Annotated in this window: 28 protein-coding genes; 8 read left to right on the top strand and 20 right to left on the bottom strand. The window is 61.0% G+C overall.

Annotated features, from left to right (window positions below; genetic code table 11):
- Positions 1–37: 37 nt before the first annotated feature.
- The 6 genes from purQ to EFQ99_RS12390 all read right to left on the bottom strand — a co-directional run bounded on the left by purQ (position 38) and on the right by EFQ99_RS12390 (position 5,476).
- Positions 38–709, bottom strand: coding sequence for a phosphoribosylformylglycinamidine synthase subunit PurQ (gene purQ, locus EFQ99_RS12415; RefSeq protein WP_126921325.1), 672 nt, complete (start codon positions 707–709; stop codon positions 38–40).
- On the bottom strand, positions 706–1,260 hold the full coding sequence (locus EFQ99_RS12410; protein WP_126921324.1) for an RNA 2'-phosphotransferase: 555 nt from the start codon (positions 1,258–1,260) through the stop codon (positions 706–708). Before EFQ99_RS12410 ends, purQ begins: the two co-directional genes overlap by 4 nt.
- Before the next feature lie 44 nt (positions 1,261–1,304).
- Positions 1,305–1,547, bottom strand: coding sequence for a phosphoribosylformylglycinamidine synthase subunit PurS (gene purS / locus EFQ99_RS12405; protein ID WP_126921323.1), 243 nt, complete (start codon positions 1,545–1,547; stop codon positions 1,305–1,307).
- Positions 1,548–1,562: 15 nt separating this feature from the next.
- Positions 1,563–2,327, bottom strand: coding sequence for a phosphoribosylaminoimidazolesuccinocarboxamide synthase (gene purC / locus EFQ99_RS12400; protein ID WP_008526002.1), 765 nt, complete (start codon positions 2,325–2,327; stop codon positions 1,563–1,565).
- A 229-nt stretch (positions 2,328–2,556) separates the two neighbouring features.
- On the bottom strand, positions 2,557–4,827 hold the full coding sequence (locus tag EFQ99_RS12395; RefSeq protein ID WP_126921322.1) for a putative bifunctional diguanylate cyclase/phosphodiesterase: 2,271 nt from the start codon (positions 4,825–4,827) through the stop codon (positions 2,557–2,559).
- Between the two features lie 91 nt (positions 4,828–4,918).
- Positions 4,919–5,476, bottom strand: coding sequence for an RBBP9/YdeN family alpha/beta hydrolase (locus tag EFQ99_RS12390; RefSeq protein ID WP_126921321.1), 558 nt, complete (start codon positions 5,474–5,476; stop codon positions 4,919–4,921).
- Between the two features lie 176 nt (positions 5,477–5,652).
- Here EFQ99_RS12390 and EFQ99_RS12385 point away from each other — a divergent pair, with 176 nt between their 5' ends.
- Positions 5,653–6,456, top strand: coding sequence for a DUF2189 domain-containing protein (locus EFQ99_RS12385; RefSeq protein WP_126921320.1), 804 nt, complete (start codon positions 5,653–5,655; stop codon positions 6,454–6,456).
- Positions 6,457–6,564: 108 nt separating this feature from the next.
- The gene (locus EFQ99_RS12380) at positions 6,565–7,023 is read left to right on the top strand and encodes a low affinity iron permease family protein (RefSeq protein ID WP_126921471.1); all 459 of its coding nucleotides are present in this window, start codon (positions 6,565–6,567) and stop codon (positions 7,021–7,023) included.
- 78 nt (positions 7,024–7,101) lie between these two features.
- Here the strand turns inward: EFQ99_RS12380 and EFQ99_RS12375 are convergent, their stop codons facing one another.
- From EFQ99_RS12375 to EFQ99_RS12350, 6 genes are all read right to left on the bottom strand, one after another.
- Positions 7,102–7,374 (bottom strand): hypothetical protein, encoded by a 273-nt coding sequence (locus EFQ99_RS12375; RefSeq protein WP_126921319.1) that lies wholly within the window; start codon positions 7,372–7,374, stop codon positions 7,102–7,104.
- A 93-nt stretch (positions 7,375–7,467) separates the two neighbouring features.
- Positions 7,468–8,775 carry an adenylosuccinate lyase gene (purB, locus tag EFQ99_RS12370; RefSeq protein WP_126921318.1) on the bottom strand — a complete coding sequence of 436 codons (1,308 nt, stop codon included), beginning with the start codon at positions 8,773–8,775 and terminating at the stop codon, positions 7,468–7,470.
- 61 nt (positions 8,776–8,836) lie between these two features.
- On the bottom strand, positions 8,837–9,322 hold the full coding sequence (locus EFQ99_RS12365; RefSeq protein ID WP_126921317.1) for a hypothetical protein: 486 nt from the start codon (positions 9,320–9,322) through the stop codon (positions 8,837–8,839).
- A gap of 2 nt (positions 9,323–9,324) precedes the next feature.
- Complete coding sequence (locus EFQ99_RS12360; protein ID WP_126921316.1) at positions 9,325–10,050, bottom strand: DUF2259 domain-containing protein; 726 nt, start codon at positions 10,048–10,050, stop codon at positions 9,325–9,327.
- On the bottom strand, positions 10,047–10,724 hold the full coding sequence (gene rpe, locus EFQ99_RS12355; protein ID WP_126921315.1) for a ribulose-phosphate 3-epimerase: 678 nt from the start codon (positions 10,722–10,724) through the stop codon (positions 10,047–10,049). Before rpe ends, EFQ99_RS12360 begins: the two co-directional genes overlap by 4 nt.
- Before the next feature lie 64 nt (positions 10,725–10,788).
- Positions 10,789–11,871 carry a branched-chain amino acid ABC transporter substrate-binding protein gene (locus tag EFQ99_RS12350; RefSeq protein WP_126921314.1) on the bottom strand — a complete coding sequence of 361 codons (1,083 nt, stop codon included), beginning with the start codon at positions 11,869–11,871 and terminating at the stop codon, positions 10,789–10,791.
- A gap of 181 nt (positions 11,872–12,052) precedes the next feature.
- Here EFQ99_RS12350 and EFQ99_RS12345 point away from each other — a divergent pair, with 181 nt between their 5' ends.
- Together EFQ99_RS12345 and EFQ99_RS12340 are read left to right on the top strand one after the other, a co-directional pair.
- Positions 12,053–12,547, top strand: a complete 495-nt coding sequence (locus EFQ99_RS12345; protein ID WP_126921313.1) for a flavin reductase — start codon at positions 12,053–12,055, stop codon at positions 12,545–12,547.
- Between the two features lie 32 nt (positions 12,548–12,579).
- Positions 12,580–12,897 (top strand): TfoX/Sxy family protein, encoded by a 318-nt coding sequence (locus tag EFQ99_RS12340; RefSeq protein ID WP_008526029.1) that lies wholly within the window; start codon positions 12,580–12,582, stop codon positions 12,895–12,897.
- Here EFQ99_RS12340 and EFQ99_RS12335 read toward each other — a convergent pair whose 3' ends face one another.
- The 5 genes from EFQ99_RS12335 to EFQ99_RS12315 form a co-directional block, all read right to left on the bottom strand.
- A complete protein-coding gene (locus EFQ99_RS12335; protein WP_126921312.1) occupies positions 12,898–13,320 on the bottom strand; it encodes an NUDIX domain-containing protein in 423 nt (140 codons plus the stop codon).
- A 7-nt stretch (positions 13,321–13,327) separates the two neighbouring features.
- Positions 13,328–14,842: a DEAD/DEAH box helicase gene (locus EFQ99_RS12330; RefSeq protein WP_126921311.1), complete on the bottom strand. Its 1,515-nt coding sequence runs from the start codon at positions 14,840–14,842 to the stop codon at positions 13,328–13,330.
- Positions 14,843–14,999: 157 nt separating this feature from the next.
- Complete coding sequence (locus EFQ99_RS12325) at positions 15,000–16,322, bottom strand: peptidoglycan DD-metalloendopeptidase family protein (protein WP_126921310.1); 1,323 nt, start codon at positions 16,320–16,322, stop codon at positions 15,000–15,002.
- 105 nt (positions 16,323–16,427) lie between these two features.
- Complete coding sequence (locus EFQ99_RS12320; RefSeq protein WP_126921309.1) at positions 16,428–17,255, bottom strand: ferritin-like domain-containing protein; 828 nt, start codon at positions 17,253–17,255, stop codon at positions 16,428–16,430.
- On the bottom strand, positions 17,252–17,725 hold the full coding sequence (locus EFQ99_RS12315) for a peroxiredoxin (protein WP_126921308.1): 474 nt from the start codon (positions 17,723–17,725) through the stop codon (positions 17,252–17,254). The genes EFQ99_RS12320 and EFQ99_RS12315 overlap by 4 nt, the downstream gene beginning before the upstream one ends.
- Positions 17,726–17,849: 124 nt before the next feature.
- Here EFQ99_RS12315 and EFQ99_RS12310 point away from each other — a divergent pair, with 124 nt between their 5' ends.
- On the top strand, positions 17,850–21,248 hold the full coding sequence (locus EFQ99_RS12310) for a YhdP family protein (protein ID WP_126921307.1): 3,399 nt from the start codon (positions 17,850–17,852) through the stop codon (positions 21,246–21,248).
- 220 nt (positions 21,249–21,468) lie between these two features.
- Entirely contained in the window at positions 21,469–21,750 is a 282-nt protein-coding gene (locus tag EFQ99_RS12305) for a hypothetical protein (protein ID WP_126921306.1), read from the top strand.
- A gap of 90 nt (positions 21,751–21,840) precedes the next feature.
- On the opposite strand, the gene EFQ99_RS12300 is transcribed toward EFQ99_RS12305, so the two are convergent.
- Together EFQ99_RS12300 and tyrS are read right to left on the bottom strand one after the other, a co-directional pair.
- On the bottom strand, positions 21,841–22,410 hold the full coding sequence (locus EFQ99_RS12300) for a hypothetical protein (RefSeq protein ID WP_126921305.1): 570 nt from the start codon (positions 22,408–22,410) through the stop codon (positions 21,841–21,843).
- A gap of 113 nt (positions 22,411–22,523) precedes the next feature.
- Positions 22,524–23,780, bottom strand: coding sequence for a tyrosine--tRNA ligase (gene tyrS / locus EFQ99_RS12295; protein ID WP_126921304.1), 1,257 nt, complete (start codon positions 23,778–23,780; stop codon positions 22,524–22,526).
- A gap of 130 nt (positions 23,781–23,910) precedes the next feature.
- Between tyrS and EFQ99_RS12290 the strand changes: the two genes are divergently transcribed.
- Both EFQ99_RS12290 and EFQ99_RS12285 read left to right on the top strand, forming a co-directional pair.
- Positions 23,911–25,029: an anhydro-N-acetylmuramic acid kinase gene (locus EFQ99_RS12290; RefSeq protein WP_126921303.1), complete on the top strand. Its 1,119-nt coding sequence runs from the start codon at positions 23,911–23,913 to the stop codon at positions 25,027–25,029.
- Positions 25,029–25,541, top strand: coding sequence for a GNAT family N-acetyltransferase (locus EFQ99_RS12285; protein ID WP_126921302.1), 513 nt, complete (start codon positions 25,029–25,031; stop codon positions 25,539–25,541). The genes EFQ99_RS12290 and EFQ99_RS12285 overlap by 1 nt, the downstream gene beginning before the upstream one ends.
- Before the next feature lie 3 nt (positions 25,542–25,544).
- Here EFQ99_RS12285 and EFQ99_RS12280 read toward each other — a convergent pair whose 3' ends face one another.
- Complete coding sequence (locus EFQ99_RS12280) at positions 25,545–26,222, bottom strand: alpha/beta hydrolase (protein ID WP_126921301.1); 678 nt, start codon at positions 26,220–26,222, stop codon at positions 25,545–25,547.
- Positions 26,223–26,374: the final 152 nt, after the last annotated feature.

Genomic DNA, 26,374 nt, shown 5'->3' with positions numbered 1-26,374 from the left:
CGGCATGTTTGCCGGCGACGTGCATCAGGCGCGAGGCTCAGGCAGCGATGACGTCGAGCGCCGAGGCGAAGAGACCGCGGCCGTCCGAACCGCCATGGGCGGCTTCGATCAGGTTCTCGGGATGCGGCATCATGCCGAGCACATTGCCCTTTTCGTTCATCACGCCGGCAATATCGTTGATCGAGCCGTTGGGATTGGTGCCTTCGGCATAACGGAACACGACCTGGCCATTGCCCTCGATCTTCGCCAGCGTCGCTTCGTCGGCGAAATAATTGCCGTCGTGATGGGCGACCGGGCTGCGGATGATCTGACCTTGCGCATAGGCGCGGGTGAAATCCGTATCGGCATTGACGACTTCGAGCTTGATCTCGCGGCAGACGAATTTCAGCGAGGCATTGCGCATCAGCGCGCCGGGCAGCAGGCCGGCCTCGAGGAGAATCTGGAAGCCGTTGCAGACGCCGAGCACCTTCACGCCTTTTGCAGCCTTGTCGATGATCGCCTGCATGACCGGCATGCGGGCGGCGATCGCGCCGCAGCGCAGATAATCGCCATAGGAGAAGCCGCCGGGGATGACGATCAGGTCGACATCGGGGATCTCGGTTTCCGTCTGCCAGATCGCCACCGGCGGCCTACCGGAGATCTTGGTCAAAGCGGCGATCATGTCGCGGTCGCGGTTGAGGCCCGGAAGTTGAACGACGGCTGATTTCATGGGGTCCCTGCGTTTCGCGAAAGATATTGAACTGGAACGCTTTCGGTGAGCCATACTCCATTGTCGGAGACAAAGAAAGAATGGCCCTCTGAAAACATGCGGGCCGCATCCACCTGCAGGATGACATATTCACCCTTGCGGCGCATTGCGACGATTTGCGCCGTTTCGACATCCGCCGACAGATGGACGTGATGCCGCTGCATCTTCTTCAGGCCCTCGCGCTCGATCGAGGACCAGTTCGCCAGGGATGTGCCGTGAAAAAGAACGGCTGGCGGCTCGACCTGCTTCAAGGCGAGGTCGACCTCGATGCTGTGACCTTGATTTGCGCGAATTCTGTTATCGGCGAGCGTGAAGCGTTTCTTGGGATTGTTTTCGACGATTTCGATAATATCGGCGCGGGAGACGTCATATCTAGACGTCAACGCGATTTCGAGCTCATCGAAAGACACCCAGCCCTCGCCATCAAGCGTCAGACCCGCGGCTTCGGGCGCATGACGCAAAACATAGCTCATATATTTCGAGACTTCCGTCTCCAGCTTTGCTTTCATCATGACGCCAAATCTTCAAAGTCCGCCGGACAGCCGGGCCGTGATCATCAGTCAATTGCGATTGCGTAGTTCTCGATCACCGTATTGGCGAGCAGTTTTTCGCACATGGCCTTGAGGTCAGTCTCGGCCTTGGCCTTGTCGGCGCCTTCCAGCTCAAGGTCGAAAACCTTGCCCTGTCTTACATGGCCGACGCCAGAGAAGCCGAGGGCGCCGAGCGCGCCTTCGATGGCCTTGCCCTGCGGATCGAGAACGCCGTTTTTCAGCGTGACGGTGACACGAGCCTTGATCACTTTGTCTTTCCTGCCTTACTTGACGAGAACCGGGCCGGTGCCGCGCACAGGCTCGTTTTCATTGATGATGCCGAGACGGCGCGCGACTTCGGAATAGGCTTCCAGCAACCCGCCGAGATCACGACGGAAGCGATCCTTGTCCATCTTCTCGCGGGTTTCGATATCCCAGAGCCGGCAGCTGTCCGGCGAGATTTCGTCGGCGAGGATGATGCGCATCAGATCGCCTTCGAACAGGCGGCCGCATTCGATCTTGAAATCGACGAGCTGGATGCCGACACCGAGGAAGAGGCCGGTCATGAAGTCGTTGACGCGGATGGCGAGCGCCATGATGTCGTCGAGCTCAGCAGGATTGGCCCAGCCGAAGGCGGTGATGTGCTCTTCGGAGACCATCGGGTCGTCCAGCGCGTCGGACTTGTAATAGAATTCGATGATCGAGCGCGGCAGGACGACGCCTTCCTCGATGCCGAGGCGCTTGGCGAGAGAACCGGCGGCGACGTTGCGCACGACGATCTCCAGCGGGATCATCTCCACTTCCTTGATCAGCTGCTCGCGCATGTTCAGCCGGCGGATGAAATGGGTGGGAATGCCGATCTTGTTCAGATGGCTGAAGATATATTCGGAAATGCGGTTGTTGAGGACGCCCTTGCCATCGATGACTTCATGTTTCTTCTTGTTGAAGGCAGTGGCATCATCTTTGAAGAACTGGATCAAAGTGCCCGGCTCCGGGCCCTCATACAGAATCTTTGCCTTGCCCTCGTAGATACGGCGGCGACGGTTCATCGTGGTTATTCTCTGTTGTTGGCGCTCTTGGGATAGCGCGAGTGGATCGATCTCGTGGCGTCCCCTTAAAGGAAAAGAGAGTGTTTCACAATCCGCCTGTGGCTCCTTCCCCGGTTTCCGGATTTTACGGAATACCGCCAAGAGAATCGAATGAATTCGCCAGACGACTTTAGCGCCTTTTCCTTTACGGTGAAATGAAGGCGAAATGGCGGGCCGCTTATGCAGGCTTTTATTTGCCGGCTCTGCCGCGAAGCGCCCGGCGAAGCTGCGTCTGCAGGGCGCGGGCGGCAGTTTGCCCATGGCGCCAGCTTCCGGCGCGGATAAACGAAGGGATCTGCATGGCCGGCATCGGCCGGGCAAGCGCATAACCCTGCAGCATATCGCAGTCGAGTTCTTCGAGAATGCGGATATGATCCACGGTCTCCACACCTTCGGCGATGACGAGGATATCAAGCGAACGGCCGATATCGATGATCGAGCCGACGAGTTTGCGCTGCTCGGCCGATTGCGGCAGCATGCGGATCAGCTCCCGGTCGATCTTCAATGTCTTTGGGCTCAAGCGCAGCAGGCTGACGATCGAAGCGTGGCCGGTGCCGAAATCATCGATCTGGATGTCGATGCCGAACTTGCGCAGCTTTTTCAAGTTTGCGGTCACCGCCTCGTCGCAATCGTCGAGCGAGATCGACTCCAAGAGCTCGAAGGAAATGCTGCCGGGCTGGATCTTCAGGGCGCGGAGCTTCTTGCCGAGATCGGGATCGGCGAGCCGCCTTGCGGAGACATTGACCGATATCTTCGGGACCGACAGCCCGTCCTTGATCCAGGCGCGGCGGTCGGCCAACGCGCGCTCCAGGATCAGGGCGTCGATGGTCGAGACGACGTCGAGATCCTCGGCGATATCGAGGAATCTGTCGGGCGTCAGCAGCCCATGCACCGGATGTTGCCAGCGGGCAAGCGTCTCGACGCCTGCGACATCGAGCGTGCGAGCATCGAACTGCAACTGGTAGAAGGGCACGAATTCATTGCGCTCGAGGCCGATCAGGATCTCGTCGGCGAGCTGCTTGGCGGACACGACGTCGCGGCGGTCGGACGCCGAGAAGAATTCGAAGCGATTGCGGCCGAGGCCCTTGGCCCGATAAAGCGCGATATCGGCGTCGAGCAGGATCTGCTTGGCGTCGAGCTTCGGACCGCTGTCGACGGCGATGCCGATGCTGGCGCCGAAACGGCAGTCGTGGCCCTCATATCTGACGGGTTTGCGCAACTCGCGGATGACGCGTTCGGCAAGGCTGGCAATCTTCTTCGACGCGGCGTCGACGGCGCAGAGGATGACGAACTCGTCGCCGCCGATGCGGGCGACGAAATCGGCGGCGCGGACGGAATTCTTCAACACGCCCGCGGCATGTTTCAGCATGGCGTCACCAGCGCGGTGGCCGAGCGTGTCGTTGATCTGCTTGAAGCGGTCGAGATCGATATGCAGGATCGCCAGCGCCAGGCCCTTGGCGCGGCATTCGGCTGAGCGCTCGTCCAGCATCTTGTCGAGATAGCGGCGATTCGGAAGGCCGGTAAGGTAATCGTGCAGCGCCAGGTGCTCGATACTCTCCTTGGCGGCTTCGAGTTCAAGGTTGCGGGCTTCAGCCAGATCCTTGGCGCGCTGCAGCTCGTCGCGAAGCTTGACTTCCTCGGTCACGTCCCAGTTGGCGCCGATCAGCTTGCGGTGACCATTGCCGTCGATAAAGAAGGCCGAGCGGGCGCGGATGACCCGTTCAATACCATCGCCGCGGATAATGCGGTATTCCTGCTGGAAATCGCTGCCGCTTTCGACGCTGCTGTCGGCTAGGCCAAGGACGCGCTCACGATCATCGGGATGCAGGCTTTTCGCCCAGACGTCGCCGGCAATCCGACGAGCGGCGCCCTTCAGCCCGTAAATGGCGATGAGGCGGTCATCCCACTCGACCATATCCTCTTCGATATCGGCTTCGAAGACGCCGATGCGGGAAATCTCCAGCGCCAGATCGAGCCGGCGCGACAGGCGCGACAGCGTTTCCTCGGCCTCCTTGCGGGCGGTAATGTCGGTGTCTGTGCCGACAATGCGGGTCGGCACGCCGTTCTCGTCCCATTCGACGCAGGCGCCGCGGCATTCAATCCAGATCCAGCGACCGTCCTGGTGGCGCTCGCGATATTCGAAGATCTGATAATCAGGATCGCCGGCATTCTGCCGGTCAATGGCATGAGCGATGAAATCGCGATCATCGGGATGGACGAGCTGCAGCCAGGCATCGTAATCGCCGGCGACTTCCTCGTCCGGCGCCATGCCGCGCATGGTTTTCCAGGTCGGGGAATAATATTTCCGGTCGAGGCGGTAATTGTGATCCCACACGCCGAGGTCCGAGCCGACGAGCGCATAGTTCCAGCGGCCCTCCCGCTCGGCCAGATCGGAGCCGTCGGCCGCAGCAGCATCGCCATGCGGATCGTCGGCCTCTGGATGGGCTTTCTTCACAGGCATTCTCGCTTATTGCATCTCGATGCAGTCTGCGGTCATTCCATTAAGAAAGACTTAGAAAGCAATCACTCAATTAACGAGGGGAGGCTTTTCCTCAATCAGCGGAGAGCCGGCTGAGGAACTGGGCAAAGACCATCGTGCCTTCGGGCCAGGGGCCGTGACCGGAATCGGCATTGATATGACCGGCCTCACCGGCATCGACGAGGAAGGACCCCCAGCTGCCGGCGATATCGTCGGCATGTTCGTAAGTGCCGAACGGATCGTTGCGGCTCGCCACCGTGATCGAGGGGAAGGGCAGCGGGTCGCGCGGGTAAGGGCCGAAGGTCATCAGGTGCTTCGGGCGGATCTCGGGATTGGCGACATCCGGGGGCGCGACAAGGAAGGCGCCCGCCACTCGCTGGCGGAAATGCGGGATGGCGTGGATCACCGAGGGCACGCCCAGCGAATGGGCAACAAGAACGACGGGCCGCGTCGAGGCGTTCACTTCTTCGGCGATACGGGCGATCCAGTCCTCGCGGACCGGCTTGGTCCATTCGGCCTGTTCGACGCGCCGCGCCGTGCTGAGTTTTGCCTCCCAGCGGCTCTGCCAATGGCCGGGGCCTGAATTGGTATAGCCGGGGATGATGAGGATATCTGCGTCTGAGGCTTTCATAGTGCCGCCGATGTGAGAAAGCTTGTCCAAGATGTCAAGAGGGGAAGATCAAGGGAGAGAGCGACACCGGCGCTGAAAGTTGCTATATTGCTCCAGTGCCGGTTGCGGATTTCGTGTCGGCTTGTTCGCCGATGCTGTCCGCCGCCGATCATGTCTCGGCTGAGGAGGAGAAAGCCATGGCGGCATTTCATGTCATGACGGGTGCAGGTGAAAGCTTCGCGCGGCCCGTGGTCAATCGCATCGGCATCGCCGACGTCTTCGATGCGCTGAAGCGCGGATTCGACGATTTCATGGAGAAACCGTCGCACTATGTGTTCCTCTGCCTGATGTACCCGATCGCCGGCGTCTTCCTGACGCTGTGGAGCTCGGGCGCCAATCTTCTGCCGATGGTCTTCCCGCTGATGGCAGGTTTCGTGCTGATCGGCCCGATCGCGGCGATCGGCCTCTACGAGATCAGCCGCCGGCGCGAGGCCGGCGTCGACACCTCATGGACGCATGCGCTCGATGTGCGTCATTCGCCGGCGCTGCCGTCGATCGTGGCGGTGGGGCTGATGCTCTTTGCTCTCTTCGTGGTTTGGCTGGTGACGGCGCAGACGCTTTACAGCAACCTGCTCGGCGAAGTGTTTCCGCGCACCATGGGGGATTTCACCCGTCAGGTCTTCGGCACGCCCCAGGGCTTGCAGCTGATCATCTGGGGTAACCTCATCGGTTTCGTCTTTGCGCTCGTCGTGCTGGCAATTTCCGTCATCACCTTTCCGCTGCTGCTCGACCGCGATGTCGGGGCGGTTTCCGCCGTCGTGACCTCGATCCGCGCAATGGTCATGAACCCGGTGCCGGTGCTGCTCTGGGGTCTGATCGTCGCAGCTCTCCTCGTCATCGGCACGATCCCGGTCTTTGCCGGACTTGCCCTCGTCATTCCCGTCCTCGGCCATGCGACATGGCACCTCTATCGCAAGCTGATTGCGCGAGAAGCCCCGTAGCCACAGCTATTCCGAGGGATCGCGGCCCCGGCCGTGATCTGCTGGAACCTTCGAACCTTCCTCGGCGTTTTTTAGCGTAAACTCCGAGGAAGGATTTCAGAGGTGACGATGAAGCATCTGTTTGCCCACTTCGCAACCAAGACATCGGAATGGGCGGGCAAGCCCGTCGTCTTTATCCTGGCGCTGATGGTCGTCATTGTCTGGGCGGCGCTCGGCCCGTTCTTCGGCTATTCCGAAACATGGCAGTTGATCATCAATACGGGCACGACGATCATCACCTTCCTGATGGTCTTCGTGCTGCAGAATGCCCAGACCCGTGACACGCGGGCAATCCAGGCCAAACTCAACGAGATCATCCTGACAAGCCACGCCGAAAACCGCTTCATCGGCATCGAAAATCTCGATGAGGAGGAGCTGAAACGTCTCGACGAGCTGGTCGCGAAGGCCGCGAAAGGCCGGGGCGAGACGGAGGCCTGCAGGGTATCGGAATCAATCGAGGCAGCATCGTCGAGAAAGGCCGAGCCGAAGAAGCGGCGCGTTTCCGCCAAGCCGGCGAAGCAGAGATAGGCAACCGTTGAAGGTTGGCAGTGAGGTCGCTTGGCAGAAGATAGGGCTATCTAGTCTCTTTGACAGACCGGGTCTCTTTCATTTTTCCAGAGTGTTCATAGCTACGGCGTGCCATGCTGAAAAGAAACCGAGCTTAAATTTAAAATAAGATGCCAATTCCAACATAAGCAGAATCGTCAATAAAATAGCTGCGGGTATCGGCCATACAAAATTGAAATTAGCGACAGACGCGAAATCGATGTGTTCAAGCTCAACATATTTAAGCTTTGCTATAAAATACACGACGAGGGCTGGCGCGAACAATGCCCACAGGACAACAAAGAAATATACCTCACCGGGTAGCTTTTTCACCTGCTCCTCCTTCATTGAGTCGGCCGCGCCACTTCGGAAGCGGACATCAAGCTTGAGTCCGCTTCCATTTGCAAAATACCGATCCCGGTTCGCTCAGGCGTTACCAAACACCCGTCGGAAAATCGTGTCGACATGCTTGGTATGGTATCCGAGATCAAATTTCTCCCGAATATCCTCCTCCGAAAGGGCAGCCCGAACCTCCGCATCAGCCAGCAGTTCCTCCAAGAAATCCTTGCCCTGTTCCCAGACCTTCATGGCGTTGCGCTGCACCAGGCGGTAGGCGTCCTCGCGGGAGGTGCCGGCTTGGGTCAGCGCTAGCAGGACGCGCTGCGAATGGACGAGGCCGCGGAACTTGTTGAGGTTCTTCTCCATATTCTCCGGGTAGACCAGCAGCTTTTCGATGACGCCGGCCAGGCGGGCGAGGGCGAAATCGAGGGTGACTGTGGCATCCGGGCCGATCATGCGTTCGACCGAGGAGTGGGAAATATCGCGCTCGTGCCAGAGGGCGACGTTTTCCATGGCCGGCATGGCATAGGAGCGGACCATGCGGGCAAGGCCGGTCAGGTTTTCGGTCAGCACCGGGTTACGCTTGTGGGGCATGGCCGAGGAGCCCTTTTGGCCGGGGGAGAAATATTCCTCGGCTTCCAGCACCTCGGTGCGCTGCAGGTGGCGGATCTCGGTCGCCAGGCGTTCGATCGAGGAGGCGACGACGCCGAGCGTGGCGAAATACATGGCGTGGCGGTCACGCGGGATGACCTGGGTCGAGACCGGCTCGGCCTTCAGGCCGAGGGCCTCGGCGACATGTTCCTCGACGCGCGGATCGATGTTGGCGAAGGTGCCGACGGCACCCGAGATGGCGCAGGTCGCGACTTCCTCGCGGGCGGCGACAAGGCGCTGGCGGCAGCGCTCGAATTCGGCATAGGCGAGCGCCAGTTTGACGCCGAAGGTGGTGGGCTCGGCATGGATGCCGTGCGAGCGGCCGATGGTGACGGTGTCCTTGTGTTCGAAGGCGCGAGTCTTCAGCGCCGCAAGCAGGCGGTCGATATCAGCGATGAGGATATCGGTGGCGCGCACCAGCTGGACATTGAAGCAGGTGTCGAGCACGTCGGACGAGGTCATGCCCTGGTGGACGAAGCGGGCATCCGGGCCGACGATCTCGGCGAGGTGGGTGAGGAAGGCGATGACGTCGTGCTTGGTGACGGCCTCGATCTCATCGATGCGGGCGACGTCGAAAGTGGCGGCGCCACCCTTCTCCCAGATCGTCTTTGCCGCCGATTTCGGGATGACGCCGAGTTCGGCCAGCGCGTCGCAGGCGTGCGCCTCGATCTCGAACCAGATGCGGAACTTGGTTTCGGGAGACCAGATGGCGACCATTTCGGGCCGGGAATAACGCGGGATCATGGGCGGCTGCCTTCATTCAAGAGGTTTGTTAGCGCCCCTGTATCAAAGACGGGCGGCAATCTCAACGCATGCGTTTGGCAAGATGATAGCTGCTTGCGACAAGGCAGACGAGGCCGAGCGGCAGGAAAAGGCGCAATCCGATCACCAGGAACTGGTAGACGGCGCTGACGCTGGTGAAGACGAACTGGAAGGCCCAGACGATGCTGCCGAAGGGCGCGTGCCAGCGCGAATAGAAGATCCGGTATTCCATCGCAAAGAGAAAGGCGGTCATCAGGATCGTGGCGGCCGTCAGTGTCACGAAAAATGCGGCAAACCGGGCTTCCGACGGCCTGTTATACGCGAGGAAGCGGGCGACCGGCAGAGCGAAGGGCCACGAAAGCAGGCCGCCAAGGAAGTAGAGCACGGCGACCTCGCCAAGCCGGCTCGTCTGCAGGCCGTTGCGGAGGTAAAGGCCGAGCATGGCGGCGGCCAGCATCTGCATGCCCCAGAGCAATGCGCCGGCGAAGAGATCGGGGTAGGGCGGCTTTGCCGCCCGAAAACGATCCATGCTCAGGGATGAACCGGAACGGCGATCCAGCGTCCGTTCCTCGCCGCATCGAAGGCGAGGACGAGCGCGATATGAACCTGGTTTCCGCCTTCCGGCTGGTAGACCAGGGCGCCGCCGATCCTGTATTCCACCGAACACGTGCGCTCGGCCGGAACAGCCGTCACCTGGCGCGCCGCCTGGCGGTTCGGAACGCCTTGCTTTTCGATCATCTGCAGGCTGAAGCCCAGGACCCGCCTGTCGACCGCCGCGCAATCCTTCGGCGTCGGCACCGGCATCTCGGTAAGCGAGAGTGTATAGGGCGATTTCGGCGGACCGTCGGTCGCAAGTGTGGTGTAGCGAAGCGTCTTCGAGGGCGAGCCGAGTTCGGTTGGTGGGTTGAAGGCAGCGATCAGACCGGGATTGGTCAGAAGGTCGTATTTGTCCATCTGGCTGCGCGCCGCCGTCAGGTTCTGACGCCTCGCCTTGGAAAGATTGGCGTCCTTGTCAGTCAGCTCTGTGCGGAAGGGCGTGCCTTCGAGATACTCGCCGCTGTCGGTGTCGATGAAGTAGGTTTCGGAATAGGGGACGTTGCCGCTCTCCTTGATGCCGAATTCCTGGAACGCAAAGACCTTGCCGTCAGCGGAAAACCCAATCGGCTGGACGCTGGCGATGTCGCCGGCAAGTGACATGCCGGGCAGGCCGGCAAGCGCGCCGACGAGCATGCCACCGATGATCAGACTTTTTCTCATGCTCGTGCCCCTTCGGCTGCCTGACGCAGATCGGTGACGGTCTTGCGATAATCCTCGACCGTATCGCCCTTGAAAATTGCCGAGCCGGCAACGAGGACGTTGCCGCCGGCGCGCGCGATCAATGGGGCCGTTTCCACGGTAACCCCACCGTCGACCTCAAGTTCGATAGGCCGGTCACCGATCAGTGATTTCGCCGCGGCGATCTTCGCCGCCATGGCCGGAATGAACTTCTGGCCGCCGAAGCCGGGATTGACCGACATGATGAGGATGAGATCGACATCGTCGAGCACGTTCTCGATGGCGCTCAGCGGGGTTGCCGGATTGATCGTCACCCCGACCTTCTTGCCGAGATTGCGCACGGTCTGCAGCGAGCGGTGCAGATGCGGCCCGGCTTCGGCATGGACGGTGATGCGGTCGCAGCCGGCCTTGGCGAAGGCTTCGAGATAGTCGTCGACAGGCGAGATCATCAGGTGGCAATCGAAAGTGGCTGACGTGTAGGAGCGCAGCGACTTGATGACATCGGGGCCGAAGGAAATGTTCGGGACGAAGTGGCCGTCCATCACGTCGAGATGGATCCAGTCGGCGCCGGCGGCCGTCACGTCGCGCACCTCCTCGCCGAGCCTGGCGAAATCCGCCGCGAGGATCGAAGGGGCAATGCGAATGGGCAGCGTCATCAGGTCTTACTCCGTATGGGCCGCCATTTGACCACGGCGGCCGGATTCAAGGCTGGCGCGTTGCTTATTGCGTTGGCGCCGCAGGTGGAAAAAAGCCGTTGCCCCGCCATTCGAGCAGGCGGTAGGGATTTTGCGAAAGTTCATGTGCGCCGGTGAAGACAATCGCGCCGACCGGCGTCTGGAATGTCGTGCCGACAAGCGCCTCCTGCAGGGGCTTGCTTGCCGCAGCTGCGGCTTCCGCCGACTGTCCCGCAATGAGGGCGGCGGCCAGCGACGGCAGAACATAACCTTCCGGCTCGGTGCCTTTGGCGCGCAGCGCGTCGGCCGCCGCCGTGCCTTCCTGAAGCAAAGCATATTCAGGCAAAGCGACGGCGCGCACGCCATCGGCGAGTGCCAGGGGTTGATTGGCGGCGCGCATGGCATCGCCGCCAAGAATGGAGAGCGGGATGTTCTCCGCCTTGGCATCACGGGCGATGACGGCGACATCGTTACGGTCACCGCCGATGAAGACCCTGGTGGCGCCCGCCCGTTTCAGGCGGCGGACGAGGGCGATCTGCTGCTCCTGTCCCGGGCGGTAGGTATCGATGAACACAGGCTTCAGGCCGTTCTGCTCCAGCGCATTGCGCACCGCTTCCGTCAGTTCGTGGCCATGGATGGTGCCATCCTCGATGAGGGCGATCGGATCAGCAGCCCAGTCCTTCAAGATGACGTCGATGACCTTTGCCGCCTCGGTGCCGTCGGCGGGCGCCATGCGGAAGAGCGGCCAGCCGTTTTTCAACGCATCCTCCATCAGGATGCGCGAGCGCACGGAGACGGTGATTGCGGGAATATTGGCGTCCTTCAGCTTCGGCAGCGCGCCTTCCAGCGTTTCGCTGCAGAGAAAGCCGACGGCGACCTGGACTTTCGCATTGACGAGCGCATCGGCAACCGCCGCGCCGCTATTGTCTTCGCAGGTCTCATTGATCGCAACGAGCGTATTGCCGGATTGCTGGATCTCGAAACCGGCGCCGGCGGCAATCTGTGCGCCGAGCAGGCCGAGCGGGCCACCCTGAGGGGCGACGACGCCGATCGTCACGCCGGCCGCATGGCCTTGCGCCGCCGCTACCAGCAGCGTCAGAAAGGCTGCTATGCCACGCAGGTTGATCATGAAAGGCGGAGATCCCTAGCCATCGTCCATGCCCTTTTATCCGCAAGGCCGCGATCGTCAAAGAAAAACAAGCATAACGCGGCGCTTTTCGCCGCTCCTATTGTAGAAAACGTAACCGATGCTCGCCATATTGGCGCGATGGGAAGAGAATCCCAGGCATCACATGCGCACGGAGAAGCAGGTGTTGAATAGGCAGCATATCGACCCCGGCCTTTATCGCGACGCCATGAGCCGTTATGCCGGCCATGTGCAGCTCGTGACGACGGCGATGGAAGGGATGCGCCGTGGCGTCACCATCACCGCCGCCTGCTCGGTTTCGGACAATCCGGCCTCGGTGCTTATCTGCCTCAACAACACCAACCCGAAGAACGAGATCTTTTTCCGCAGCGGCATCTTCGCGCTGAACACGCTCGGCGCCCATCATCAGGGGGTTGCCGACGCCTTTTCCGGGCGCACGGCGCTTGCCAATGACGACCGCTTCGCCAGCGCCCGCTTCCAGACGCTCGTCACAGGTGCGCCCGTCCTTGCCGATGCGCTCGCCACCTTCGATTGCCGGGTGACCGACATCAAGGAACTGCCGACGCACAATGTCATTTTCGGCGAGGTCGCCGCCGTCCGCTTCAGCGAAAAGCATCCGGCGCTCATTTATTTGAACCGGGATTATCACACGCTGTGAGCGGCTTGGCCGAGACTTCGAGGGGATAGAGCATGGACAATGCCGGGATCGAGGAAATGTTTCAGGGGCTCGGGCCGGTCACGGTCAAGCGCATGTTCGGCGGCAAGGGCATCTATCATATGGGGCGGATCATCGCCGTCGAAGTGCGCGACGAGATGCTGCTGAAGGCCGACGAGACGAGCGCCCCGGAATTTGCCGCCGCCGGCGCAACCCAATGGGCCTATGAGGGCAAGAAGGGCAAGCCGGTGAAGATGCCTTACTGGTCGATCCCCGAAGAAGCCTACGACGATCCCGACCTCATGGCGAAATGGGTAAGGCTTGCCTATGAGGCGGCGCTTCGCGCGGAATAGCTAGCCGCGCTCACCGGGCGGCAATGCTGCTATCGCCGCCTTGGTGAAGGCCGAGAGCGGTTCCGGCAGATCTGTCAGGGGAAACCAGCCGAAATCCGAAAGCTTGTCCGGTTCGGTCAAATGCGGCTCGCCCTCGATGTCGCGGGCGAGATAGAGAATCGAAATCCAGTGCTGGCGATCGGCCTCGATGATCTGCTCGCTCATGCAGAGGCGTTCGATGCGGCCGATCGTCAGGCCGGTTTCTTCTTCGGCCTCGCGGCGCGCGGCTTCTTCAGCCGGCTCCATATGATCGACCTTGCCGCCGACGATATTCCAATAGCCGGCTTCAGGCGGACGCAGACGTTTGTAGAGAAGAATTTTGGCGTCGCGCAGAATCACCAAGCCGACGCCGAAGCCCGGGAAATCGAGGCCGGGCTTGCCCATTGGATGTTCAGACCTTGGCGCTGCCGGCAATCAGCATGAAGGCGGGGATATCGTCGCCGAAGCCGACCGGGGTCGGGCCGTCGTCGTGATCGCGATGACGGCGGCGGTCGCGGCTGTCGTCATTTGCCGGGTAAGGCCGATTGTTGCGCGCATTGTTCTGCGGCTTCTGCTCTGCTTTGCGCTCGTTCTTCACGATGTCGGCCTTTACTGGTGCTGCCTGGATCACGTCTACGCCATTATCCTGTACGTCGTTATCAGATTTATGACCTGCGGCGCCACGACCACCGCGTCCGCGGCCACGATCCTTCTCGCCCCGATCGTCCCGACCGCCGCGCTCACGGCTGTTGCGGCGCGGGCGTTCGTCCTTGCTTTCTTCTGCCGGCGGCAGCGAATTCAGGTCGCCGCTCTGCCATTCGATCTTTTCGCCGATCAGCTTCTCGATCGCATCGACGAATTTGGTGTCGCGCTTGGTGACGAGAGTGAAGGCAGCACCCGAGCGGCCGGCACGGCCGGTGCGGCCAATGCGGTGGACGTAATCCTCGGAATGGATCGGTACGTCGAAATTGAAGACGTGGCTGACATCAGGAATGTCGAGGCCGCGGGCAGCGACGTCGGAGGCAACGAGCAGCTGGAGATTGCCGTCACGGAAGCTCTGCAGCATCATCGTGCGCGAACGCTGGTCCATGTCACCATGCAGGGCGCCGACGGAGAATCCGTGGCGTTCGAGCGACCGGAAGAGATCGGCGACATCCTTCTTGCGGTTGCAGAAGATGATGGCGTTCTTCAGTTCAGTCTGGGCCCGGACGAGCTCGCGCAGAACCGCGCGCTTCTCGTAGTCCTTGCTGTGCGAGGCAACGAAGCGCTGGGTGACGGTCTTTGCGGCCGAAGCCGGCTTTGCGACCTCGATACGCTCGGGATTCTGCAGGAAGCGGTCGGCGAGCTTCTGGATCTCCGGCGGCATGGTGGCCGAGAAAAACAGCGTCTGGCGGGTGAACGGGATCATCTTGGCGATGCGCTCGATATCAGGGATGAAGCCCATGTCGAGCATGCGGTCAGCTTCGTCGATGACGAGGATCTCGACGCCGCTCATCAGGAGCTTGCCACGCTCGAAATGGTCGAGCAGGCGGCCGGGCGTGCAGATCAGCACGTCGGCGCCGCGTTCGAGCTTGCGATCCTGATCCTCGAAGGAAACGCCGCCGATCAGAAGGGCGACGTTGAGGCGATGGTTCTTGCCGTATTTCTCGAAATTCTCTGCGACCTGCGCGGCGAGTTCGCGCGTCGGCTCGAGGATCAGCGTGCGGGGCATGCGGGCGCGGGCGCGGCCCTTTTCCAGAAGCGACAGCATCGGCAGAACGAAGGATGCCGTCTTGCCGGTGCCCGTCTGCGCGATGCCGCAAATATCGCGACGCTCGAGCGCAAAGGGAATAGCACCCGCCTGAATAGGCGTGGGGATCGTATAGCCCGCGTCGGTCACAGCGGATAACACTTTTTGGCTCAAGCCAAGGTCAGCGAATGTCGTCAAAGGGAAAACTGTTTCCGTTCCGGTTCGGCCGAGCTCTGAACGAGTCGGCGGGATTGCATGCCGCAATGCAGCGCGACATAGCCCCGAATGACCGGCAAGTCAAGAAATAGAGAGGCCGCACCCCGTGCAGAGTGAAGCGATGGTTACCTGATGACTGTTACTTGATGTAGGTGGCGAGTTTAAGGCCGGCATTCATGAAGTATACTGGATCGACCGCACGTCCATCCTGGCGAACTTCATAATGCAGATGCGTGCCCGTCGAGCGGCCGGTGCTGCCGGCAAGGCCGATGACGTCATTGCGGTCGACGGTATCGCCGACCTTAACCAGAACCTCGGACATATGCCCGTAGCGCGTCGAGACGCCGTTGCCGTGATCGACCTCGACCATGTTGCCGTAACCGCCGGTCCAGCCGGCTGATATCACCTTGCCCGGTGCGGTTGGGCGGATCTTCTCGCCCGGCGAAAAGCGGAAGTCGATGCCTGAATGGAGGGCCAAACGGCCGAGGAAAGGATCGCGGCGATTGCCGAACGGGCTGGTCATTTCCTTGCCGATGGCGGGATTGCGGAAGGGCAGGGATTCGGCAGTGCTGCGCACGGCCTCAAGCCGGGTCAGCGCGCCGTCGAGTGCGACCAGCGAATTGTTGAAGTCGTCGTTGCTCTCCGGCTCGACATAGGGACCGCCGACGGCGCTGTCATCCTCATCCTGCTTGGCGGCGGTCTCGGGCATCGGGATCTTGAAGCGGGTCAGCACGCTCTCGATGGCGTTGGCGGCACTGCCGGCATCGCTCGTCAGCTGCTCGACACGGTTGCGCTGGTCCTGCTCGACATCTTTCAACGAAAGCGTCACCTTGGAGAAGATGCGGTCGGCGCGGTCGCCGACAGTTTCGGCGGCCGGCACATAAGCGAGCGTCGAATTATCAGGTGTCGCATCGGTGGGTGCGCCGTTCGCCAGTTGCTTCTCTATCGCCTCGATGCCGCCGCCGGTCAGTGACGCGCGCTTGTCCTTGACATCGGGGGCGTAGGACTGGACGGGAGAAGACGGCGCGGGCAGGGCACCGTCCTTATCGGTCAGACCGGAGCTTTCGGCCCGGTCGAGGAGATTGTCGAGCTTGCCATGGCGTGAGGTCAGCGCCATCTGCTGCTCCATCAGCTTGTCGACCTTGTCCTCGACCACCTGCTGGTCAAGAAGCTGGCGGGAGGTGATGCGGTCGACCTGAGCGCGAAGTGCGGCGATGCGGTCTTCATAATCGTGCTGCATGCGGGCCTGGCGAGCCATGGTCGCGCCGATCAGATCATCGCGCAGCACGAGGTAGGACGTCGCCAGGAGATAGCCGATCGAGAAGACGCCGACGAAACAGAAGGCGAGTGCTGCCATCCACGGCCGGACCGTCATATGACGGACCTTGTCACCGCTGGCCAGGATGAGAATATGTTCCTGCGCCCGCTTACCGAATACCCGGTGCTGATGTCCGCTGTTCACGCAGGCTCTCCCGATTGATGCTCTACGCCTCTTTCGGAAAATTAGACACGTTTATGGTTAACGAATACTTTCATCGCCGCCATTTACGCCAGAAAATCAATCATCTCAGGCGTGGCTGATCGATGCCAGCGAGCGGTAGAAGGATGGCGTCAAGCCGGCCTCGGCGCGGGCCAGATCGTTGAAGGGCGGCTTCAGCGGCCCGCGGAAATTGGCGCGCACCAGTTCCTGGAAGGCTTTTGCCGGATCGCGCTTCTCGCGGGCGCAGAGGAAGCGGAACCATTTGGCGCCGACGGCGACATGGCCTTTCTCGTCGTTATAAATGACGTCGAGAACCTCAGCACTTTCGAGATCGCCAGTCTCGCGCATCTTGGCCTGCAGCGACGGCGTGACGTCGAGGCCGCGGGCCTCCAGAATCAGCGGCACGACGGCAAGTCTTGCCGTCAGATCGTTGCGGGTGGAGTGGGCCGCCTGCCAGAGCCCGTCATGGGCGGGAAGATCGCCGTAATCGGCGCCGAGATCGTTAAGACGGGCGCGCACCATGCGGAAATGCTTCGCTTCCTCGAAGGCAACCTGCATCCAGCCGTCGAAGAAGGAGTTCGGCACCTGTTCGCTGGCGAATCGCGCCACGATATCGAGTGCCAGATCGACGGCGTTGAGCTCGATGTGGGCGATGGCGTGGAGCAAGGCGATACGGCCTTTCAGCGTATGCAGCGAGCGCTTCTCCACCTGGGTGGGCGGCGTCAGAACCGGTTTGTCAGGACGGCCCGGCCTTTCGGACAGGGCGGCGTCGAGCGGCGAGCGCAGCGACACCCGGCGCGCGAACCAGCGGGTGGCGCTTTCCTGCGCAAGCGCCGTCTTGCGGTCGAGGTCGGCTGCGCGGATGGCATCGATCGCTCCACCGCGCAGCGAGGTTATCGCGAGATCGCCGGTCACGCGGCGAGGTTCCTCACCGCTTGGAGCACGGTTTCGGCATGACCCTGTACCTTCACTTTCTGCCAGATGGTGGCGATGATCCCGTCCCGGCGGATGAGGAAGGTGGTGCGCTCGACCCCCATGAAATTGCGGCCGTACATGCTCTTTTCCTTCCAGACGCCGTAGGCCTGCAGTGTCGTCTTGTCCTCGTCCGAGGCGAGCGCCACCGAAAGGCTATGCTTCCTGATGAACTTGTCATGGCAGGCAGCCGAATCGGGCGACATGCCGATGACGGCAGCGCCCGCCGCGTCGAACTCGGGCGCGAGCGCAGTGAAAGCCAATGATTCGGCCGTGCAGCCCGTCGTGTCATCCTTCGGATAGAAGAACAGCACGAGCGGCTTGCCGTGGAAATGGGCAAGCGAGATGCGCCCGCCGCCATCGCGGGGGAGGTTGAAATCGGGGGCCATGGCACCGATGCCGGGAACCGCCATTATGAAAACCTTTCTTTTGCCGGGTTTGTGGATGACACACTCTCTCCCCGAATTATATATTGGACGGAAACCCGTCCAGCATGGCCGGGTTCAATTCTTCATTTAAGGGAGAGCCCAAGGGCGCATGTCAGCCATCCGCGGCGAAAAGGTCACGTTTCGCAAGAAGGATATCGTTGCGCTGGACCGCTTGCCGTCCGCCCAGGCCGAGGATCCGATCATCGTTCATTGCCCGCCGCCGCGTTCGCCAATGCGCCGGACAGCGAAGCTGACTTCAGGGTTTCTGGGACTGATCCTCCTCATTCTTGCCGCCGTCGTGTTCACCGTCGAGAGCGGCATGTTCGACAAGCCGCTGTCGCAGCAGGCCCAGGCGGCGCTGAATGGCGCGGCCGGACCGCGCTACCGCGCCGAGGTCGGCTCCACCGTCATCCGCTTCACCTCGGGCTTGCGGCTGGCGCTGGAAGCGCGCGACGTCAACATGATCGACCAGGCGAGCGGTCAGCACGTATCGACGACGGGCTCTGTGCGCCTGGCGCTCGATCCGCTGCAGCTTTTCCGCGGCCGTATCGCCGTGACCGATATCGAAGCCGAGGATATCGCCCTCGATACCGCGCTTCTGCCCTCCGGCAATCCCGTCAAGCTCGACGATCTGCGCATCGACGCGATGCCGGCGGCGATGGAGAGGATCTTCTCGCAGTTCGATATGTTTGACGGCATCGTCACCCGTGGTTCGACGAATTCAGTGCGTATCTCCGGCATCGACATCAAGCTTGCCGACACGGCGAACGGTCCGTTGTCGCTCGTCGTCGACAATCTCGTCTTTGCCCATGCCGGCCCAACCTCGCTGCAATTGAGCGGCGAGGTCGCGCTCAACGGCGAGGTGGCGGAACTCGACGTGTTGGCCGAGAAGGAGAACGGCCACGTGTCGAAGGTGGCGGCGACGCTCAAGCACGCCGACCTCACACCCTTCGCGCTGAAGCGCAACGATGAAGGCGTGATACGGCAGGGGCTCAACGCCTTCGCAGATCTGGCGGTGTCGGCCACCAGGGCGAGGGATGGTGTTTCACCGTCGCTCGCTGCGACGATCGATGTAGATCCCGGCCTGATCTATACCGATGGTGATGCTCAGGAGCTGTCGGGCGGGCAAATCAACCTCGTTTATGATTTCACCAAGCAGACGCTCGAAATCGCGAAATCAAACGCCCGGTTCGGCGCGACCACGGTCCCCCTCAACGGCGCGCTGATCGATCTCGACAAGCTCGATCCGAAGGCGGGCAAAGGTTTCGGCATCGACCTTCTGGTCAGCGGCGGTACGGCCGCCCCCAGCGGTTCCGGCGAACAGCCGCTCTCCTTCGATATTCAGGCGACCGGGCGCTACATGGTCGCCGGCCGGGAATTCCAGTTTCCCAATATGACCGTCTCCAGCCCGCTGGGCGCTCTCTACGGATCGCTGCATGTCAAACTCGGCGACAAATCGCCGGAGATCAGCTTCGCCGGCCAGTCGTCGATGCTGCAGACGACGGCGATCAAGCAACTCTGGCCGTTCTGGATGGCGCCCAAGGTGCGCACCTGGGTGCACGGCAACCTTTTCGGCGGCACGGTCACGGACGCCGCCATCTCAGTCTTCATTCCCTTCGGCCGGCTGGACGAAGCGGCCGGCGGCAAGGGATTGAAACTCGATGCCAACCAGATCCGCATCGGTTTCGACATCACGGGGGCGAGAATGAACGTCGCCGGCGACATTCCGCCGATCCGTGACACGGCGGCGCATTTCGACCTGACAGGCCCCGTTGCGACGATCGGGATCAAGAGCGGCACGTCCTATTTCCCCTCCAGCCGATCTGTCACACTCGGGCAGGGGACGTTCGTCATACCGTCCGCCTACGACAAGCCGCTGATGGCCGACATCGATCTCGCAGTATCAGGTGCGGCGGACGCCATCGGGGAGCTCCTGACCTACAAGCCGATCCGGGTGCTGCAGCGCGCCGGCTTTACGCCCGACGATCTCAAGGGCCACATCGAGGCGAATGTGAAGGCGCATTTCGGCCTGCTCTCATCGCAAAACCCGCCGCCTGCCGACTGGAAGGCGATGATGAAGCTCACCGACATCGACCTTGCCAAGCCCTTCTCCGGCCGAACGATCAGCAATGTCAGCGGCATGCTGAACGGCGATCCGAAACAGATCACGCTCGATGCCAAGGGCGAGATCGACGGCATTCCGGCCGATATCGATCTCATCGAGCCGGTCGAGGCATCCTCCGGCGTGGAGCGGCAGCGCGTGATCACCGCCACGCTCTCCGAGGCCCAACGCAACAAGGTGATGCCCGGACTTTCCGGCGTCGTCGGCGGCAATTTGAAGATGGTGCTGACGCGGATCGACGACGACCGGCAGAACGTTCAGCTCGACCTCACCAAGTCGCTGCTCGACCTGCCCTGGATCGGCTGGGCCAAAGGCAGCGGTATTGCTGCCTCCGCCGAATTCGAGGTATCCGGCCCACCCGACAATACGCAGATCAAGAATTTCCGGCTGAAGGGCGACGGTTTCGGCGCCAGCGGATCGCTTGTTGTCGGCAAGGCAGGGCTGATCTCCGCCGATTTCGACAGCGTCAAGCTTTCCTCGCTTGACGATTTCGCTCTCTCGGTGAAGCGCGGCAAAGGCAGTTTCGACGTCTCCGTCTCCGGCGACAGCGCCGATGCGCGACCGGTCATGGCGCGGTTGAAATCAGGCTCGGGTGACGACGAGGGTGGCGATGGCGGCGACACCAGCGTATCGGTGCGCGCCAAGCTGAAAAACGTCATCGGCTTCAACGACGAGAAGGTCGGCAATTTCCAGGCGCAGCTGTCACTGCTTGGCGACAAGCTGCAGACGCTCAGCTTTTCCGGCGTTACCGACAGCGGCGAGGCCGTGGTCAGCCAGATGAAGGACGGCGGCGTCATCAACATTACCAGCGGCGATGCCGGCGCAGTATCGCGTTTCGCCGATCTCTATCAGCATATGCAGGGCGGTCTTCTCAATCTGGCGATCCGACTGGGGGCGCAGGGCGGATGGGATGGTTCGCTCGACGTGCGCCGCTTCTCGATCGTCAACGAGCAACGCCTGCGCTCGATCGTCTCGACACCTGTCGGTCAGGAGCAGCGCAGCCTCAACGAGGCCGTCAAGCGCGATATCGATACTTCCTCGCAGCGCTTCCAACGCGGGTTTGCCCGCGTCGTCTCGCGCGACGGTATGGTCGGCATCGAGAACGGCGTGCTGCGGGGCGATCAGATTGGCGCGACCTTCCAGGGCGTGGTACGCGACAGCAAGGGCAACATGGACATGACCGGCACATTCATGCCGGCCTACGGCCTCAACCGGCTGTTTGCCGAACTACCGCTGATCGGCGTCATCCTCGGCAATGGCAGCGACCGCGGCCTGATCGGCATCACCTTCAAGCTCACCGGCAAGTTCGACCAGCCAAACCTGCAGATCAACCCGCTATCGATTATCGCGCCGGGCGTGTTCCGGCAGATCTTCGAATTTCAATGATGCGGGATGAAGCCAGGACGGCAGAGGTCGTGGCGATAAGTACCTAAATCCTTTCCTCCTGAGGAGATCAGAATCATGCACGGGCGTCAGACGGATCAGCCTCGATCCGAAGCCCGGTGTAGAAACGCGCCATCGATGCTCGGCCTGCTATTTTAGAGAGATTTGATGTAAGCTGTGGTTCTCGGCTTTGACAACGGCCGTTGCAATGTCGGAGGATGCCATGCAGTGCGCTCGGACAGGCTATTTCGTATCGTTCGCGGTGGTCGCCGCCCTTGGCGGCCATGCATCATACTCGGCCGAAAAAAGCGATCGGCTGGCGCCGCGCAAGCCTATTCATTCGGCCCATGTGCTGACGGTGCCTCTCGACGCGATGATGACGCCGCCGATCTTCTCGATCAGCTGGTGGTCGCGCGTGAAGCCTGCGTCAGACGTCAATCCGCCAAGCTATGTCTTCCGGGAGGCCGAACGAACGGACGCGGTATCTCGGCCGGGAGTTGAGTGATTTTTAAGCTCGGACCGCTTGAAAACTTCGGTACACCCGGCCGCGGCGTGAGCCTAGATCAGCGCCTCGATCTCACAGTTGCCGCCAATATCATTTTACAGGGAGCGCCTGTTCCAAAACAGCGGCCAGATCCTCTCGTTGCATCCTTATCCGCGGAATATCCGTTGCCGTGAAGAGTGCGAGATTGAGCAGCGCGAGCGTGTAGTCGCAATAGGGGCTAGACAAATCTTTTTGATATCTAATTTCTGCCAGGCATTGGGAAACGTTGTCATCACTTAATTTACTGCGGGCCGTGTCTACAACTATGTCAATATTGCTGATTACCTCCTGTGTTTGAGGAATGTTTTTTTGCTCCGTCGGTTTTTCATTTCCAGCTTGGATCAGTTTGACAAGCATCTCCTTGAAACCGGTTTTATCGTGGAAGTCGATGCGTTCCACCTTTGCTTTGTCTTGTGCAAACCAGATCTGCCAGAGCGTCCCGACACACGAAGGCGAATCGAAGCCGTCACGTGCCAGGATTGAAGTGTAACATGCTTGGATATCATGTATCGGATGAGCTAAAATCGATGCGAAATAGGGTGGCTGTGCCTTGTCATCCGCCGCATGCAAAGCCGTTGCGAGCAAAATAAAGAACGTGGGCACAAGCCATTTAGATCTCATCTCTAACTCATTTCCAAAGGCTCAATTCATATGCGGCTTTGCCAGTGCCATCAGCGAAATCGAAAAAGCCGGCGCGGACGCCGGCTTTGATATCCGTTCCGAATTGAAGCCGCTTAAGCGGCCCGGCGGATCAGGATGTGTTTCTTTTTGCCGAGCGAGAGCTTGATGATGCCGTCGGCGGTGATCTCGCCGCTGCCGATCATCTTGCGCTCGTCGCTGACAGCTTCGTCGTTGATGCGGACAGCGCCGCCCTGGACGTGACGGCGGGCTTCGCCGTTCGATGCGGCGAGGCCGGCGCGTACGATGAGCGAGAGAAGGCCGATGCCGGCGTCGAGCTCTGAAGCGGGAACGTCGACCGACGGCAGGTTCTCCGAGAGACCGCCTTCCTCGAAGGTCTTGCGCGCCGTTTCGGCGGCCTGGTCGGCGGCCTCGCGGCCGTGCAGGATCGCGGTGACTTCAGTCGCCAGGATCTTCTTGACCTCGTTCAGTTCCGACCCGCCGATTGCCGAAAGACGAGCGATTTCATCCATCGGCAGCGTCGTGAAGAGCTTGAGGAAGCGCGGAACATCGGCATCCTCGGTGTTGCGCCAATATTGCCAGAAATCATAGACGGGGAGCAGGTCGGCATTCAGCCAGACCGCGCCAGAAGCCGACTTGCCCATCTTGGCGCCCGATGACGTCGTCAGGAGCGGCGAGGTGAGGGCGTAGAGCTGCGGCGTCCCCATGCGGTGACCGAGATCGATACCATTGACGATATTGCCCCACTGGTCCGAACCACCCATCTGCAGGCGGCAGTCGTAGCGCTTCGCCAGCTCGACGAAGTCGTAGGCCTGGAGGATCATGTAGTTGAACTCCAGGAAGGACAGCGATTGTTCGCGGTCAAGGCGCGTCTTCACGCTGTCAAAGGACAGCATGCGGTTGACCGAGAAATGGCGGCCGACATCGCGCAGGAACTCCAGGTAATTCAACGAACGCAGCCATTCGGCATTGTTGATCATCAATGCGGCGTTGCCCGATTTGTCGTAATCGAGATAGTTCGAGAAGCAGCGCTTGATCGACGCGATATTTTCTTCGATCGTCTCGATCGTCATCAGTTTGCGGGCCTCCTCTTTGAAGGAGGGATCGCCGACCATGCCGGTGCCGCCGCCCATCAGCGATATCGGGCGATGACCCGTCGCCTGCAGCCAGTGCAGCATCATGATCTGTGTGAGATGGCCGACGTGAAGGCTGGATGCCGTCGGGTCGTAGCCGATATAGGCGGTCACGGTTTCCTTGGCGAAGAGGTCGTCGAGGCCGCTTTCATCGGAGATCTGATGAATGAAGCCGCGCTCTTTCAGCGTGCGGAGGAAATCGGACTTGAACTCGGACATGGCCTTCGTCTCTTGATATCTGCGCTCGCCCGCGTGGGTTCGCGCAAGTTCGTTGTTGTTGATCTGTCGCGGCGCGTTTAGCACTGTTTTTACAAAAGTGCATCCGGGAATCGCATGGGAGGCAAGCCTCATGGACGTCATCAGGACTGCGATCGGTCTGATGAGCGGCACGTCGATGGACGGAATCGATGTTGCGCTGATCAGAACCGACGGCCGCGGCTTCATCGAGCGCGGGCCGTTCATGGGGGCTCCCTATGATGTAGGCTTTCGCGGGCAGCTCAAACGGGCGCTGGAACTGGCGCGCCCGCTAAGTGACAGAACCGAACGGCCGTCCGAGCTTCGTCAGATCGAGCTTGAGCTTACCTTACGTCATGCAACCGCCGTTACGGCATTCCTCGAGCGTTTCGAGCTTTCTCCCGATGCGGTGGATGTTCTCGGTTTCCATGGCCAGACGGTGCTTCACCGACCCGATGAAGGCTTGACGATCCAGATCGGCGACGGCGGGGAACTGGCGCGCAGGACCGGCATATCGGTGGTCTACGACATGCGCGCCAACGACATGGCTCATGGCGGGCAGGGAGCGCCGCTCGTGCCGGCCTACCACGCCGCACTTGCCGGAAAATTCCAGCAGGCGGGACAAGCTGTCTGCTTCGTCAATATCGGCGGCATCTCCAATCTGACCTATATCGGCGCCGATGGCCGGATATCGGCGTTCGACAGCGGGCCGGGCAATACGCTGATCGATCAGTGGGTCGAGATGCAGACCGGCAAAACCTACGATCCCGGCGGCGAGATCGGCGGGCGTGGCACGGTTGTCGCTGATCTGGCGGAGCGTTATCTAGCAAGCCCGTTCTTTCGCGGCAATGTTCGCCGTTCGCTTGATCGCGGTGATTTCGCACCACTTCAGCAGGGAGAGGCAAGCCTCGAAGACGGCGCCCGGACGCTGGCGCATGTAGCCGCCGCGTCAATCATCAAATCCGCCGGTTTCCTGCCCGAGACGCCATCGATCTATATCATCTGCGGCGGCGGACGGCTGAACCGGACCCTCATGGCGGAATTTTCGATCATGGCTGAACGGCTGGGGTCTGATGTATTGACTGCCGAGGAGGCAGGTTTCGACGGCGATGCGATGGAGGCTGAAGCCTGGGCCTATCTCGCCGTGCGTTCGCTGGACGGGCTGCCACTGACTTTTCCCGGCACCACGGGGGTCAGCGCGCCGGTCAGCGGCGGCGTGATCGCGGCGGCGTGATGTCGGAGACGGTCATTCTCAAGACGCCGCGGCTCAGTCTCGTCATCTGGGGCGAAGACGACGCGTGGCTGGTGCAGGAACTGCATTCGACGATGGCGACGACCCGGTATCTCTCGGGCCAGGCGCCATGGAGCCTCGAAAAGGCTGAGAAGCGGCTGCAGGGTTGGCTCGAGGAACAGGCGCGCGACGGCACGACGAAATACAAGATCATCGCCGATGACGGCCGATTCGTCGGCCGCGCGGGGATTTCCAAGTTCGGGAACGAACAATTCGAACTCGGTTATTCCCTGCGGGAGCGGGAATGGGGCAAGGGCTACGCCACCGAAGCCGCAAGCGCCCTAAAGGAATGGTTTTTTGAAAGGGGATTTGCGCCTGATTTCATCGCCTTTACCCATCCCGAGAACATCGCTTCGCAGCGTGTGCTCAAGAAGATCGGCATGCGGGAACGCATGCCGATCCTGATCGATGGAGTGCTTCGGACGGCTTTCGAGATCACCGCCGACACCAGGTGATCTTCAGCGGATCCGCTTGGCCGCCGGTTCCGGCACCAGTTCGCCGTTGAGGCGGCGGTCGAGATAGTCCTCGCATTCGCCCATCAGCGTTTCCACCTGGCCGTTGAAGAAGTGGTTGGCGGCGGGCACGGTGCGATGGGTGATGAGGATGCCCTTCTGGGTCTTCAATTTCTCGACGAGGCCGTTGACGTCCTTCTCGGGCGCCACCTTGTCGGCTTCGCCGCTGATGATCAGGCCGGAGGAGGGGCAGGGCGCCAGGAACGAGAAATCGTAAGTGTTCGGCTGCGGGGCGATCGACATGAAGCCTTCGATCTCCGGCCGGCGCATCAGGAGCTGCATGCCGATCCAGGAGCCGAAGGAATAGCCCGCGACCCAACAGGTCTTGGAATCGGGATGCAGGCTCTGCACCCAGTCGAGCGCAGAAGCTGCATCCGAGAGTTCGCCAGCTCCGTGGTCGAATTCGCCCTGGCTGCGGCCGATGCCCCGGAAGTTGAAGCGCAGCGTCGTGAACCCGCGCTTCTGGAACATGTAGAAGAGCTGGTAGACGATCTGATTGTTCATCGTGCCGCCGAACTGCGGATGCGGGTGCAAAATCAGGGCGATGGGCGCGCTTTTTTCCTTGGAGGGCTGGTAGCGGCCTTCAAGACGACCGGCAGGGCCGTTGAAAATAACTTCGGGCATTGGTACTCCGGGTTTTATTTCGCGTTCGCGCTGCGTCGGACGACAACATGACTTGACTAATGTTGTCAGCTTTTCTAAAACGCAGTTTAGAACAATTCGAAACTTGCATGGCGATCCACGCATCGTGGAACGTGTCATAAGGCAAGCCCGGC

This window comes from Rhizobium vallis (assembly GCF_003985155.1).
Lineage (GTDB): Bacteria > Pseudomonadota > Alphaproteobacteria > Rhizobiales > Rhizobiaceae > Rhizobium > Rhizobium vallis.
The sequence above is the reverse complement of the archived record's forward strand: the minus strand, read 5'-3'. Positions and strand labels throughout refer to the sequence as shown.